This window comes from Acinetobacter sp. 102, from assembly GCF_037028485.1.
GTDB classification, from domain to species: Bacteria; Pseudomonadota; Gammaproteobacteria; order Pseudomonadales; family Moraxellaceae; genus Acinetobacter; species Acinetobacter higginsii.
The window spans coordinates 105,816-119,997 of record NZ_JAZEZK010000013.1 but is presented as its reverse complement, the minus strand read 5'-3'; the positions used below and the strand labels follow the sequence as shown (position 1 = coordinate 119,997).

Annotated in this window: 13 protein-coding genes; 5 read left to right on the top strand and 8 right to left on the bottom strand. The window is 39.4% G+C overall.

Going from position 1 to position 14,182, the window contains the following annotated elements; genetic code table 11:
- Positions 1-2: 2 nt before the first annotated feature.
- The 8 genes from WA352_RS14255 to WA352_RS14220 all read right to left on the bottom strand — a co-directional run bounded on the left by WA352_RS14255 (position 3) and on the right by WA352_RS14220 (position 8,763).
- Positions 3-683 (bottom strand): YoaK family protein, encoded by a 681-nt coding sequence (locus WA352_RS14255; protein WP_005203216.1) that lies wholly within the window; start codon positions 681-683, stop codon positions 3-5.
- Positions 684-689: 6 nt separating this feature from the next.
- Positions 690-1,892 (bottom strand): serine/threonine transporter SstT, encoded by a 1,203-nt coding sequence (sstT, locus tag WA352_RS14250; RefSeq protein WP_005316023.1) that lies wholly within the window; start codon positions 1,890-1,892, stop codon positions 690-692.
- 197 nt (positions 1,893-2,089) lie between these two features.
- Positions 2,090-3,790, bottom strand: a complete 1,701-nt coding sequence (locus tag WA352_RS14245) for a SulP family inorganic anion transporter (protein WP_336142977.1) — start codon at positions 3,788-3,790, stop codon at positions 2,090-2,092.
- Positions 3,791-3,871: 81 nt separating this feature from the next.
- The gene (locus WA352_RS14240) at positions 3,872-4,183 is read right to left on the bottom strand and encodes an ArsR/SmtB family transcription factor (RefSeq protein WP_004807645.1); all 312 of its coding nucleotides are present in this window, start codon (positions 4,181-4,183) and stop codon (positions 3,872-3,874) included.
- 565 nt (positions 4,184-4,748) lie between these two features.
- The gene (locus WA352_RS14235) at positions 4,749-5,315 is read right to left on the bottom strand and encodes a TetR/AcrR family transcriptional regulator (protein WP_004807643.1); all 567 of its coding nucleotides are present in this window, start codon (positions 5,313-5,315) and stop codon (positions 4,749-4,751) included.
- Positions 5,316-5,791: 476 nt separating this feature from the next.
- The gene (locus WA352_RS14230; protein ID WP_336142974.1) at positions 5,792-6,304 is read right to left on the bottom strand and encodes a hypothetical protein; all 513 of its coding nucleotides are present in this window, start codon (positions 6,302-6,304) and stop codon (positions 5,792-5,794) included.
- Between the two features lie 37 nt (positions 6,305-6,341).
- Entirely contained in the window at positions 6,342-7,397 is a 1,056-nt protein-coding gene (locus WA352_RS14225) for a linear amide C-N hydrolase (RefSeq protein WP_004807638.1), read from the bottom strand.
- A 199-nt stretch (positions 7,398-7,596) separates the two neighbouring features.
- A complete protein-coding gene (locus WA352_RS14220; protein WP_033133003.1) occupies positions 7,597-8,763 on the bottom strand; it encodes a JmjC domain-containing protein in 1,167 nt (388 codons plus the stop codon).
- A gap of 202 nt (positions 8,764-8,965) precedes the next feature.
- Between WA352_RS14220 and dnaX the strand changes: the two genes are divergently transcribed.
- From dnaX to WA352_RS14195, 5 genes are all read left to right on the top strand, one after another.
- Positions 8,966-10,966: a DNA polymerase III subunit gamma/tau gene (gene dnaX / locus WA352_RS14215; protein ID WP_336142971.1), complete on the top strand. Its 2,001-nt coding sequence runs from the start codon at positions 8,966-8,968 to the stop codon at positions 10,964-10,966.
- A 113-nt stretch (positions 10,967-11,079) separates the two neighbouring features.
- Positions 11,080-11,718 (top strand): vWA domain-containing protein, encoded by a 639-nt coding sequence (locus WA352_RS14210; protein WP_005203231.1) that lies wholly within the window; start codon positions 11,080-11,082, stop codon positions 11,716-11,718.
- A gap of 37 nt (positions 11,719-11,755) precedes the next feature.
- Entirely contained in the window at positions 11,756-12,397 is a 642-nt protein-coding gene (locus WA352_RS14205) for a TerD family protein (RefSeq protein ID WP_005203232.1), read from the top strand.
- A gap of 37 nt (positions 12,398-12,434) precedes the next feature.
- Positions 12,435-13,070 (top strand): vWA domain-containing protein, encoded by a 636-nt coding sequence (locus tag WA352_RS14200; protein WP_005203233.1) that lies wholly within the window; start codon positions 12,435-12,437, stop codon positions 13,068-13,070.
- Between the two features lie 34 nt (positions 13,071-13,104).
- Complete coding sequence (locus WA352_RS14195; RefSeq protein ID WP_033133004.1) at positions 13,105-14,163, top strand: TerY-C metal binding domain-containing protein; 1,059 nt, start codon at positions 13,105-13,107, stop codon at positions 14,161-14,163.
- The last annotated feature ends 19 nt before the right edge of the window (positions 14,164-14,182 follow it).

The window sequence follows — 14,182 nt, the reverse complement described above, 5'->3', positions numbered from 1 at the left end:
ATTCAATCCAAATTTGAGTTTGATGAAGAACGAAAATAGAAAATCCAGTAGGCGACACTCATTGCTAAGCTTAATGCTGCTGGAATGAGAAAGGTCTGTAAGTTTAAATAAGGATAAAGCAGACTCGCAATAAGTCCACCACATAAAAAACCGATAAAGATGAGAAGATGCAGAAAAATACGGCGTTTTTCTACTTTTAAGCCACGTGCTTTATAACCTAATGCTAAACCGATATCGGTCAGGACGCCAGATAAGTGCGTTGTGCGGATAATTGCACCTTTGTAGTGGCTCACCATGGCATTCTGTACGCCCATGGCAACACAGGCCCATAACAGGCCGTAGCGCGGGAAATAAGGCAGTAAGAGCCAAGTGAGAACCAGAAAGATCGCGACTAAACTAAGCGGCAAGCCATAACGTCGACCAAATGCAACGCTGCCATTGCCAAGGATTAAGCCACTATAAAAAGAGCCAATCACAAAGCAAAGGATAACCAGACTGAGGTAGATAAAATGCTCAGGCTGCCAGTCAAGCAAACTCATTGCTAACATACTGACATTGCCTGTCATGTGTGAAACGGACTGATGTAGGACTGTAAATAAGCCCAAAACGTTTACCATTCCTGCATTCAGTGCAAGGAAGAAAGCACCGAGTTGAATCCAGTTAGGTAAACGTTGAAGTGGCATAGCAACCTATGATCTTGGATGGTCTCTAAAATCAACAGCAGCGGTAAATAATACATCTGTCGATGAATTCAATGCTGTTTCCGTTGAATCTTGCAATACACTGATAATCATACCAATCGCAACAATTTGCATGGCAATTTCAGATGATATACCAAACAAACTACAAGCAACAGGGATTAACAATAAAGACCCACCTGCAACGCCTGAAGCGCCACATGCAGAAACCGTTGCAACCACCGATAAAATAATCATGGTACTCAAGTCGACAGGAATATCGAGTGTATGCACAGCAGCAAGGGTAAGTACCGTAATCGTGACTGCTGCACCTGCCATATTGATAGTCGCACCCAATGGAATTGATACGCTTGCAGTTGCTTCATTGACACCTAAACGCTGAGCCAAATCTAGGTTTACTGGAATATTGGCAGCTGAACTACGGGTAAAGAAAGCGGTGATACCACTTTCTTTTAAACAGGTAAAGACTAAAGGATATGGGTTAGCCTTCATGGTAATCGCAACCAAAATTGGATTAATCACCAGTGCAACAAACAGCATTGTGCCGATTAGAACCGCTAATAGGTGGGCATAACTGGTCAGTGTTGCTAGACCTTCGCTTGCAAATGTCACTGCAACTAAACCAAAAATACCAATCGGAGCAAAACCAATCACGGTATGAATGATTTTATTGACTGCTCCAGCCACATCAGTCAAAACTTGCTTGGTCGTGTCAGAGCTATGACGTAAAGCCAGACCTAAACCAATTGCCCAAGCCAAGATACCAATAAAGTTGGCTTCACCAATTGCTTGAACAGGGTTTGCAATAAAACTTAAAAGTAAATTCTTTAGAATCTCTGCAAGGCTACCTGGTGCTTGAAGGCCTGTTTCTGCCGGTAAATGTAAAAACAGTTGGCTTGGAAACAAAACACTTGCAGTTACTGCACTGAATGCGGCAAGTAACATCCCGACTACATATAAAACCAGTACAGGTTTGATATTTGAATTCTGACCAATCTGGAAATTTGCAATTGAAGATAGAACTAAAACAAAAACTAAAATCGGTGCAACAGACTTTAATGCTTTAATGAATAATTCACCCAATAAACTTAAGTAGGGTGTAAAGTTAGGAAAGAGCAAAGCGACGCCAATCCCTAAAAAAATAGCGATAATAATTTTGCTAACTAAGCTCAAGCGAGACAGTACATTAAACATATAAAGGCCTTATAAACCTATGCACGGTTTAAGGTTAAACAAGCGCGGTATTCTATACCTAAGAACCGTGAATAATAAAATTTTTTTTGCAATTCAATTACTTTAAAAATACCGAAAAAATTAACACAATGTTTTTTAAAAATAATTATGAAAACATGATACATCCTTTTGTATAAAAAAAATCCAATAAAAGCTGCTCATTCTACAAGCATTTCAGGCGAAAGTGTTTGTATTGCTTGATAATGTGATAAAAATATTTGGCCTGTAAGCTCATTTTTGAGCTGGGATTTACATAGTCGCTCCATAACAGGGCTCTTCACTTCGGATAAATGTAATTGGATAGTCAGCTGAGCTAATTCTCGATTTAGGTCTTCTAACATTTCTAATGCACTGAGATCGATATTGCTAATGCTTGAGCAGTTGATCACAACATGTCGCAACAGCGAATTCTGGCTAACTTCTGTAATCACATAACCTTTCAGAACATGGGCATTTAAAAAGTTAAGGTTTTCATCAACACGGAAAGAAACCACAGTTGGAGTTGTAATGACATTGTAATTTGAGATGTTTCTAAAGTGTTGAGTTCCTTCAATTAAACCAATAACAGCAATATGAGGGCGGCTAATACGCCAAAGCAGTAGAATAAAGGTCAGTACAATACCAATGATCAGTCCTGTTGAAATATCTATACAGGTTACACTAAAAAAGGTAACCCACATTGCCAGTCCGTCAGCTTTTGAATATTTCCATGTTTCAATAAATGGAGTCAGTGTTATCAACTTCCAGATAGAAACAAAAATTGTGGCAGCTAATACAGCGAGTGGTAGGTTTTGAAAGAAGCCTGTAAAGTAAAGGCTGACTGCAATCATCAATAAAGATGAAATAACACCAGACATCGGGGTTTTCGCTCCCGCATCAGCGTTGACAACCGTACGAGATAGGCTACCAGAGACTGCAAAACCGGAATTAAATCCCGCAGCAATATTGGCTAAGCCTAAAGCAATCAGTTCTTGGTTACTGTCTAAGTCATCGCGCTTTTGTAGTGCTGTGGCTTGCGCAATGGCCAGCGATTCTACAAAGCTAATCATTGCAATCATAAATGCGCTTGGGAGTAGTTGCAGAATCAGCTCAGTGTTCCATGTTGGGAAATGAAAATTGGGCAGGCCTGTTGGGATGACTCCAACTGTTTTGATTGCCTGATCATCGTTTCCAATAAAGGTGATGACCGCGATAGAGAGCAAAACCAGTAATAAAGGTAATATTTTGTTCAGAAAATTGGACCGAATCAGTTTTGGAAGCATAAACAGGAGTAAAACAGAAATTAGCCCAAAGCTTATGCCTGTCAAAGTCACTTGGTGCAAGTTTTGAGATAAGCTCAGTAAAAACTCAGGAATATTGCCTGCTTGTAACGGGATATCCAGTAAAAACTTAAATTGTCCTAAGGCGATCAGTAACGCGGATGCAATGATAAAGCTTTGAATAACAGGATGACTAATAAGCTGAATAAGAAAACCGAAACGCAATAAACCTAAAAGCAGAGAAATGATCCCGACAAGTAGCGCTAATAAGTAAGCAGCTTCGATATAGGCAGTTGATCCAGCAGCAAATAGTGGGTCAAGTGCTGTAAATACCATCATCGAAATAATGGCGACAGGACCAATCGAAAGGGTGGTACTACTTCCTGTAAAGGCATAGATAATCATGGGTAGTATACTGGCGTATATCCCCATAATTGGCGGAAGCCCTGCCAACATTGCATAAGCCATACCTTGTGGTACCAACATAGCCAATACAATGCAGGCTGCAATCAGATCAGACTTTAGGCTGGAAAGCTGATAACGACTTAACCATTTTCGCGCAGGAAAAAGTTTAGATAGGTTTAGGTTTAGCAATTTCATGCGCAATAGTCTAAATCATAAATTTATATATATTATGCAGAAAAAATGCTAAAGAGGGTACGGTTGAATTTTTTTTGAGAATTATGCCTGAGGGCAGTAATGCTCATACAGCGTATTCAAAACCACTTGCAACTTTGGATCTAAAATTGAGTAAAAAATTTGTTTGCCATCGCGACGGGTAGAAACAACATTACTTTTTCTTAACATCATCAATTGCTGTGAAAGCGTAGGTTGGAAGATTTGGGTTAATTCTTCAATTTGTGAAACATTAAGTTCTTGTTTAGCCAAATGACACAAAATAATTAAACGATCAGTATTTGCCAGAGATTTCAGTACAGTCACAATTGTACCAGCTGACTCTCTCATGGCGTCGATCTCGAAATCCTTTTGCATGCATATACTCTCTAGGTTACAGCCGAGGCTAGTATAAAGTCACGCAATGAAAAAATTGTAGTAAAACTGAATAATTGCAATGGTTTTTAATGAAAATGTATATCAGTAAAAGTAATAAGAAGGTGTTATACTGTTGATTAATCGGTTGTTTGAGTGAAATTCGTGATTAAATTCACATTATCGTGGTTTTGAGAGATTTATATCCAGTTTGACGCCATTAAGATTCGATATCCTTTGCTTTATTCTTTAAAAATACTAAATAATAAAATTAAGTGGTTAATATAATTAACGAATATAAAAAACTAAAAAAAAGATTGTGCTTTACAAAAAAACATATATAATGAGAAACAAGACAGAACGATCTGTCTGCATAAGAAGGATCGGAAGTGCGAAAGTGCAACCGCCAGAGGGTAATAATATTTATTATTCTTTTTACACTCAGACGCAAGCGTGAGCCACAATAATAACTATAAATCACGCTTTATTTTTTTATGCAATGATACCTGATTTTTCAAACACTTTTAATAAAAAAATATCCCTTTATTTATAAAGGGATATTTTGTATTTATGCCAAAGCTTTTTCAAAACTGATTAAGTGCTCAACGCGTTTCCAGTATTCATCCATTTCAACTGAGTGCTTATTGACATGGGCTTGAATCGTCATACCATCTAAAATGCTGACAATCAATGTTGCAAGATGAGTCGGGTTACGAATATCCAAACTTTTCAATAAGTTTTCAATTAAAGCTGTTAACCAAATTTTATATTGGGTAGCAGGTTGCAACGTAGAAGGATAGATTTTAATCACTTCTTCTAACGCTTTCTGAAACATACAGCCATTAAAATCTTCGCTGTTAAACCAGGCTGCATACCATCCAAAGATTGCTTTAAGTTGGTCAAGATGATCCTCTGGATCACATTCTGCCAAAGTTGCATTTAAAGAAGTTTGGAGATTAATGTTACGTTGCACTAAGCATTCTTCAATTAACTTTTCCTTTGAAGGGAAGTATTTGTAGAAAGTCATTTTTGCAACGCCCGATTCACTAATGATTCGATCTACACCGATCGAGTTATAGCTATGCGAATTAAAAAGTCTTAATGCAGTGGTAATAATATCTTCTTTTTTTGACATACAACGCCTCTAGTTCGCCCATCGCCAAGAGCATCATGTTGCATTTCATCATGCAATTTTGGCAGGGATTTTACATGGTATTTTGAAAATATCATAGGAAAAAATAACATTATTCATTTAAATGATTCTTTTGTCCGTATTTTCAAGTACAGAGTTTGAAATGAATGTTTATATCTATAGAAAATAACTATTAATAAAATCTTAAAATACGATAAAAGATTAGAATAACTTAAATTTATTTGATCCGTGATTATTCATCTAATTGTTTTCAAAGGATAACTAGTTTTATGGGGTGTTTAGATTTAATTATGATGGTTATGTTGAGATTTATTCTTGTTTGTAGGTTTGTGTATATTTAAGCAACGCTTCTACTTTTAATGCTTACTCTGGAATCTATTTTGAATAAATACATAATATAAAAGCCAGTTAGTTATAGTTAAAATAAATAACTGACTTTCATCGTATAATTTTCTATTTTAAGATTTGTTTTGTTGCAATGGTAGTGTTGCAATGAGCTTTATAAAATTATGGTAAAGCATCGATTGTTGGCTTGGGGTATAGACAGAACGTTTGATGTTGCCTTTATCTGTTTCGATCGAAAGTTCGACATTTTTTGCTTTTTTCAGCTCGTACAGGAATGTACTCGGCAGAATGAAGCTATTCGATGAGCGTCTTGGAATCAGTAGATTGATGTCTTTTTGCTGCGTTGGACCAACGGGCTGATAAGTAAAAGTCTTATCATCAATTAAGAAAGTAAGGCTTTTGATATCATAATAATCATAGCTACTGTTGAGTACGGTCTCGACTCTTAATTGCTCTTTGTGTTGTTTATCCCATTCAACAAAAACATTCGGGCAAAGTTCGTTGGCTTTGCAGTTCAAAGAGCCTGCGGTTGCGAGATTGTCTGTTGAGTTTGCAGAAGAGTCAGGTAAGGTCGCGCAGCCACTCATCACAATACAAAGGCTCAGTAAACTTAAAGTTTTTTTCATCTTTTTAACTCTCTAGGATGTACTCAATATTTCAGTGTTAATGATGTAGTTGTGGACCAAGAAATTCAAATGGTTTTGATATTTTAAATTGATTGGTTGCATCACCAGCAAAAGTATTCTGTTGATCTTTGCCAAGATCAAGTTTACGCGTTAAACCATCTTTAAAGTTAATTTTCTTTAAATCCACCCAAAATACATTGGGGGAGACTGCAGATTCAAAGAAATAAAGTTGTTGTTTGTGGTCTGCAACGGTTCGCCAGCGTGTCGATGAAATATTCGGTTCTTCTGCTGTATTGAGGCCATAAGGAACAGATGCATTACGAATCACACTAAAAACAGAAGCTAAGGCATCTTTAGGATTGTCATTTTTTGGAATCGCATTGATATAAAAAGAGGCACGTGCAAAGCGGTCAGCAGCACGATTGGTCCCTGGTAACATGACTGTACCACCAATTTGTTGCCAGTAAGTGTTGAGTGCCAGTTGTTGATCAAATATTGGTGAGTTGGTCATAACTTGATATTTTTTATTGTGGTGAATAACTTGCTTGCCCCCAATATATTCGATAATGGCACTATCACCGGTTTTGTCTGAAATAGATAAATGCAATGTCGCGAGGCGTTGTTCGCCTGGCACGCTGTCAGTAATCAGATCGAAGGGTTCTTTTTCTAAAGCACTGACAGCTTCTGCAACGCTTGCATAGTTATCAAGTACATATTGCGCCCAAGCCGAAATGCTGAGTTGCGGTTTTTTAGATTGTTTGGTGTCTGGATATTGAGATTCAACCAACCATAATACATTGGCAACCAATCCAGCTTCATTCATGCCGTCAGTCGTTGAAATATCATAACCTGTGGCAATCACACTGCCGTATTTAGCTTTCCATTTTAGAGATTTTGGCCCTGCATTGCTGTCTCTAAGTACACCACTGGGTAAAATCCAAAGATTAGTGCCTACATCAACCTTCCAGTCCATGGAGCGGGCGGTGATGATATGGTCATTGTTGCCTAAATAAACTGCTCGGGTGCAGGCATGGCTGGTTTGTAGAATGAATGAGGATGCGAGAAAGGAAAAACATAATATTTTTTTAAACACAAGTCAGACTCCTTGCTGTAGTATCAAAGTGATTTATATCAAATATTTTTATAATGACTTGGCTTTAGTCTATTAAAAAAAAATTCTTATTCAAGCATTAAAATGTAATCATTATAAAAAGTAGGGTTTTATTTTTTTGATCTGGAATTTAGATAAATGTGGATAGAGATTAATCTCTATCCACAAGAAAATGGATGTTCTAGTTTTCGTTTGGTGGTAATAACATCACGACGGCGGTATTCAGCAACGTTGTGATATCTTCTAGAATCTCAACTTCATTAAATCGGTCATCTAGCAAGAGGCTTTCACCATCTGCAATTTGCTTCAAAAAAGGAATAAAAGCTTCTGATACACAAACGGTATCGCCATTTGCCCAAAACTCTAAAGATTCACCTTGTTTTCTGTAAAGCAAACGAGAGGCGGGTTCTAGAATAATTTGATAATCCGCACCAATAATCTCGGCAACATCATGAGCATCAACCTCTTCAGGTTCTGGAATGTTGTTTGGATAGCTTGCTTCACTCATATAGGCCATGATCGCTGCATCAAATTCAGGTGCCTGAGTGAGATAATCAAGTAATTGAGTCTTTAAATATGAAAACTCAGTACTGTTAATTTCCCCTAAATGTGCTGTTTGCTGGCGTGCAATATCGATCAATGGATTTTTGAGTAAGGTATTCTCTGCAAATTTATCACTCACTTGATCAATCATTTCTGAGAGGTTTGGCATGCGGAAGCCAAAAGAGTAGGTTAAGCAATCATCTTCAGCCACACCATAATGCGCGAGACCTGGTGGGACATAAAGAAGGTCGCCTGGGGCAAGAATTTCATCAAAATGAATGTCTAAGTCTGCTAGAAGTTTCAGCGGTTGATCTGGCAAAAACTCAGTTGATTCATCACACATTTGACCTAATTGCCAACGGCGATGACCATGGCCTTGTACCAAGAACACATCATAAAAATCGAAGTGCTTACCAACAGAGCCACCTTTAGGTGCATAAGACACCATGATATCGTCGCGGCGCCATTGAGGGATAAATGGAAACTTCTTCCAAAGCTCTGAAATATCAAATGAATAATGATCTACTGCTTGAACTAGAAGTGTCCAAAGATTTGGCAGCTTTTGGAAATCACCTTTGGTTAAAGGAGAGGATTTCACATGCCACTCATTTGGATTTTTATTTTTCTGACGGATTAAGCGAGCGGTGACATCTTCTTCCAATGCCAGTTCTTGAACATCTGCTGGTTCTAATAAGCCGATAATTTCAGGCATTGCATTACGGACCAACAACGGCTTTTTCTGCCAATATTCATTAAGAAATTGTTCTGCGCTAATGCCGCCGAGTACCGTTAAAGATTGAGACATGGGAAATAAAACCAACAACACATAAATTAGTGCGTATTCTCCCTTGAGTTGAATATTGGCGCAAGTCTTGTCTGAATGTGATGAAAAGATCGGAAATAGTCATCAAAAGTGCAGCAATGTATTTAATCTTGATCAATTAGAAGCGGATTCATTCACAGACTTTCAAAAAAACAGTATGCTTAAGACGCAAAAAGGAGCATTCATGTATCAAGTACTGGCAAGAAAATACCGTCCACGTAATTTCAATGAGTTAGTGGGGCAAAACCATGTTTCTCGTGCTTTAACCAGCGCATTAGAACGTGGGCGTTTGCATCATGCCTACTTGTTTACTGGAACGCGTGGTGTCGGTAAAACCACGATTGCCCGTATTTTAGCCAAATGTTTGAACTGCGAGACAGGCGTGACGTCAACGCCCTGTGAAGTTTGTGCAACTTGTAAGGCGGTAAATGAAGGTCGTTTTATTGATTTAATTGAAATCGATGCGGCGTCACGGACCAAAGTTGAGGATACCCGCGAGTTACTCGACAATGTGCCTTATGCGCCGACACAGGGTCGCTTCAAAGTTTATCTGATCGATGAAGTGCATATGCTTTCAACGCATTCATTCAATGCCTTGCTCAAGACACTGGAAGAACCACCTGAGCATGTGAAGTTCCTCTTTGCAACGACAGATCCACAAAAACTGCCGATTACCGTCATCTCGCGCTGTTTGCAATTTACCTTACGTCCTTTGGCTGTTGATGAAATTACAGAACATTTGACAGCAATTTTAAATAAAGAGCATATCGAAGCCGATCAAGATGCGATTTGGCAAATTGCAGAATCTGCGCAAGGTTCATTGCGTGATGCATTGTCTTTGACAGATCAGGCAATCGCCTATGGTCAAGGTGCAGTCCATCATCAAGATGTTAAAGATATGCTTGGTTTGATTGACCGAACCATTATTTATGATTTGATTTTGGCAATTCATCAAAATCAGCAAGCACGAGTAAGTCAGCTACTTCTACAATTTAGACAGCAAGCTTTAGACGTGTCTTTGGTTTTGGATCAATTGGTTTCTACCTTGCATGAACTGGCATTGTTGCAATACTTGCCTGATCTTGCATTGAAATATAGTGAAGAAATTAACCAGAAAATTCTGCAGCTGTCGAAACTTATTTCTGCTCAAGATTTGCAGTTGTATTATCAAATTGCCTGTAAAGGTCGAGCTGAGTTGCAACTTGCGGTGACACAAGAGCAAGGATTTGAAATGACGGTGTTGCGTTTACTGGCATTTAGACCGTTAACGTTGAATGAAGTCACGGTTACGGCAATGCCTGTTACGCAAATTACAGCACCTGAAGTGCTTCAGCCAGTACCGGATTTAAGGATAGAAAATCAGTTTGCAGTTCAGCAAGAAACGGTTAGCGTTGAACCTGAACCTGAACCTGAACCTGAACCTGAACCTGAACCTGAACCTGAACCTGAACCTGAACCTGAACCTGAACAGCGCAATCAAGATCCTCATCTCATGGTGTTTGATGTCGAGGACGGTCAGTTAATTGGATTGGATGTATCAGTACAACAACACACGATTCAGTCGAATATCGTTGAAGCAGATGAGGTGCTGGTTTTTCCTGTTGAGCAAAATCTTCAAGAACAGCTGGAGCAGCCCAAAGTTGAGCAAGTACTTGATCTCGTATCAGAGTCAGTAGCTGAAGTCGTTGTTTTGGAGCCGAGTGTTGTTGCAGACAAGCCCGTTGCACCTAAAATACAACAGCAAGTTCATGAACAAACTGATCTGATGCCTCAAGATATTTTAAAACTGCGTGAGCAGGTCTTAGACGGTGAGTGGGATTTGGAGAAGTGGGAATATTGGTTTAGAACCAGCCAGCTTTCACCTGCGGTTCAAGAGTTAGCTCAACATGGTGTGATGCAAGGACAGATCAATGGCACTTCTGTTTTTCAGATTCCTCAAGAATATGAAGGCATGTTGTCGCAATTGCAGCATGGTTTGGAGGAGGCTTTAAAAGCGCAATGGCCACAAACCCTGTTTAGTGTGCAATATGCTGCAGTGGATTCCAATACGCCTTTAATGATGCAAAATGAGCGTAAAGAAAGAGCATATCATCGTGCAGTCGAGTTATTACACCAAGAGCCGACAATTAAGAGTTTGGTCGATACTTTTGATGCCGAACTAGTCAATATTAAGCTTAATCCTTAGCTGAAATAGGTAGACAGAAGAGTATTTATTTTTTACTTTGTAATGATTTAGATAAGCTAAAAGTGTAATCTAGGCTTAAAATTTAAATCATAACGAAATAAGGGTAAAAAATAATGCGTCGTTTACCAGTTTATTTATTACTTGATACCTCAGGTTCTATGCATGGTGAGCCTATAGAAGCCGTAAAAAATGGGGTACAAATTTTACTTTCGACTTTACGTCAAGATCCTTATGCGCTGGAAACGGCCTATTTATCTTTAATCAGTTTCGACAGCCAAGCCAAACAGTTAGTGCCTTTAACTGAATTGGCTGTTTTCCAAGCACCAGATTTGCAGGTCACAGGAACCACAGCCTTGGGCGATGCTTTAGCGCTATTAGCCGATAAAATAGAACAAGAAGTGGCAAAAACCACAGCAGATGTCAAAGGTGACTGGAAACCATTGATTTTCATTATGACTGATGGTGTGCCAACAGATGATTGGCGTAAAGGTTTGCAACGTTTACAACAAGTCAAAACAGGGGTGATCGTGGCCTGCGCAGCGGGACATGGTGCTGATACTTCAATTTTAAAACAAATCACAGAAGTTGTTGTTGAATTGGCAACGGCAGATTCAAATACGATTAAAGCATTCTTTAAATGGGTTTCTGCCAGTATTTCAACTGGCAGCCAGAAAGTGGATGCAGGGCAAAAAGAAGTCACAGGCTTGGGCGATTTGCCACCTCCACCGCCTGAAGTCAACATCGTACTATAAAAAAAGCAAAATAAAGATTAAATAAGAGGGTAAAACCATGGCTGTAAGTTTAAATAAAGGTCAAGGCATAAGTTTAAGTAAAACTGAAAATAATTTGTCTCAAGTAACGATTGGTTTAGGTTGGGATATTCAGGAACAGAAAAAAGGCTTTCTTGGCGGATTATTTGGTGGCAATAGCGCTGAATATGATCTGGATGTGATTGCCTTCCTTGTGGGGAGTAATGGCAAGGTTAATAATCTGGGGCGAGATGCGCAGGGGAATGTCACCTTAGAAAATAGTGATGTTATCTTTTTTAATAATCAAAAGCATTCTTCGGGACATATCTGGTTAACCGGTGATAACCGTACAGGTGCGGGGGATGGCGATGATGAACAAATTATCGTGAAGCTCAATGACCTGAATCAACAATACCAAAAAGTGGTTTTTGTGGTGCAAATCTATAAAGCCGCAGAAAATAACCAACATTTTGGTCAAGTTAAAAATGCATTTATCCGTGCAGTGGATACCACAGGCAAGGAAATGGTCCGTTTCGATTTGTCGGGCACAGGCCAATATGATCAACAGCGCTCATTACTCTTTGCTGAACTTGTCCGTGAATCAGCTGGATGGAAATTTAATGCAGTCGGACAGGCCTCCCAATCCGATTCATTTGTAGAATGGTTAAAACAATACGCTTAAAAATTTGATTTTCGGCTAAAGAAAGGTTTAGAACAACATGCGCCGTTTACCCGTTTATATTTTATTAGATACCTCTGGATCGATGCGAGGTGAGCCAATTCATTCGGTGAACGTCGGCTTGCAGTCTATGTTGAGTGCATTGCGTCAAGACCCTTATGCATTGGAGAGTGTGCATTTAAGTATTATTACCTTTGATTTGGAGGCGAAGGTTTATTTGCCTTTAACGCCCTTAGATCAAGTGCAACTGGCTGATATCGATGTGCCGAGTGCGGGCGCAACTTTTATGGGCGCTGCACTTGAGTTGCTTGCTGAGCAAGTCACTCAGCAATTACAGAAAAGTACCGATGAGGTCAAAGGGGACTGGCGTCCACTATTGTTTGTGATGACAGACGGCTCACCGTCTGATGTCTATGCTTACCAGCAAGCGATTCCTGTCATAAAACAGTTAAACTTTGCCAGTATCGTTGCCTGTGCCGCTGGGCCAAAAGCCAAGCAGGAACATCTGCTACAACTTACTGATAAAGTCGTGGTATTGGATACCATGGATGCGGCCTCTTTTGCAGGATTCTTTAAGTGGGTGTCTGCCAGTGTTGTGGTGGGAAGCAGTAGTGCTGGGATTTCAGGCTCTGTTTCATTGCCACCACCGCCGCCAGAAGTGCAGTTGGTGCTGTAAATAAAATAAAGAATACATTAAGGATAATCAGAAGATGCGCCGTTTACCTGTTTTTTTCGTATTGGATTGTTCTGAGTCGATGGCGGGGCAAAATATTCAACAGATGCAACAAGGCATCCAGTTGATTATGCAGCAATTACGTCAAGATCCATATGCCTTGGAAACTGTATATGTTTCTGTTATTGCCTTTGCAGGGATTGTCCGAACTTTAGTTCCGTTAGTGGAAGTGTTTGCTTATTATCCTGCGAAATTACCTTTGGGCGGCGGGACACATTTAGGCAAAGCCTTAGAACATTTGATGAATGAATTTGATCGTCATTTGATTAAAACAACGGAAGAAATTAAAGGGGATTGGAAGCCAATCGTATATTTGTTTACAGATGGTCGTCCGACCGATGAATGTAAAGATGCGATTTACCGTTGGCAAAAGAAATATGCACGACGCTGTACGCTGATTGCCTTAGGAATGGGTAAAAACGTCGATTATGCAACGCTCAAGCAATTAACAGAACACTGTATTGCTTTTGATGAGTTGAAAGAACAAGACTTTAAAAAGTTTTTCCAGTGGATTAGTGCTTCTGTGGTTGCACAAAGTAAAAGTATTGGCGATGGACAGCAGCAAGATCATTTACCGCCAATCGATGAGCGTTATATGCGTCTGGTCAAGGATTTGCCAGCCAAGAAAACCTTGGTGGATGAAAACTGTGTCACTTTTGTGGGACGCTGTGGCAAGCTGAATCGACCCTATTTAATGAAATTTGAACGTGAAATTCAGTATCAAGCACCTCAAGATTTAAATATCAACCTGAATTTATATCATTTTCAATTAACCGAATGCTGCAAAATTGATGAGGATTATTTTACTTGGTCTGATCAAACCCAACATCAGCAGCAGGTCAATACCACGCTATTACAAGGTACTCCAGAATGTCCACATTGTTTGGCCGAAACGGCTTTTGCCATGTGTGGTTGTGGCCAATTGATGTGTTATGACGGTTTTAGCGAAGACGTGACTTGTCCATGGTGTCGTCGCCAAGTCAGTTTTGGCTATGGTGGAATGGACGGCTTCGATGTGCAACGAGGGCGTGGTTAACAATTGGATCTAGGAAAAG

Excerpts from the sequence above, each read along its gene's own strand:
- WA352_RS14220 (WP_033133003.1), bottom strand. The coding sequence starts at position 8,763 with ATGTCTCAATCTTTAACGGTACTCGGCGGCATTAGCGCAGAACAATTT.
- dnaX (WP_336142971.1), top strand. The coding sequence starts at position 8,966 with ATGTATCAAGTACTGGCAAGAAAATACCGTCCACGTAATTTCAATGAG.
- WA352_RS14210 (WP_005203231.1), top strand. The coding sequence starts at position 11,080 with ATGCGTCGTTTACCAGTTTATTTATTACTTGATACCTCAGGTTCTATG.
- WA352_RS14240 (WP_004807645.1), bottom strand. The coding sequence starts at position 4,183 with ATGCAAAAGGATTTCGAGATCGACGCCATGAGAGAGTCAGCTGGTACA.
- WA352_RS14200 (WP_005203233.1), top strand. The coding sequence starts at position 12,435 with ATGCGCCGTTTACCCGTTTATATTTTATTAGATACCTCTGGATCGATG.
- WA352_RS14245 (WP_336142977.1), bottom strand. The coding sequence starts at position 3,790 with ATGAAATTGCTAAACCTAAACCTATCTAAACTTTTTCCTGCGCGAAAA.
- WA352_RS14230 (WP_336142974.1), bottom strand. The coding sequence starts at position 6,304 with ATGAAAAAAACTTTAAGTTTACTGAGCCTTTGTATTGTGATGAGTGGC.
- WA352_RS14255 (WP_005203216.1), bottom strand. The coding sequence starts at position 683 with ATGCCACTTCAACGTTTACCTAACTGGATTCAACTCGGTGCTTTCTTC.
- WA352_RS14205 (WP_005203232.1), top strand. The coding sequence starts at position 11,756 with ATGGCTGTAAGTTTAAATAAAGGTCAAGGCATAAGTTTAAGTAAAACT.
- WA352_RS14235 (WP_004807643.1), bottom strand. The coding sequence starts at position 5,315 with ATGTCAAAAAAAGAAGATATTATTACCACTGCATTAAGACTTTTTAAT.
- WA352_RS14195 (WP_033133004.1), top strand. The coding sequence starts at position 13,105 with ATGCGCCGTTTACCTGTTTTTTTCGTATTGGATTGTTCTGAGTCGATG.
- sstT (WP_005316023.1), bottom strand. The coding sequence starts at position 1,892 with ATGTTTAATGTACTGTCTCGCTTGAGCTTAGTTAGCAAAATTATTATC.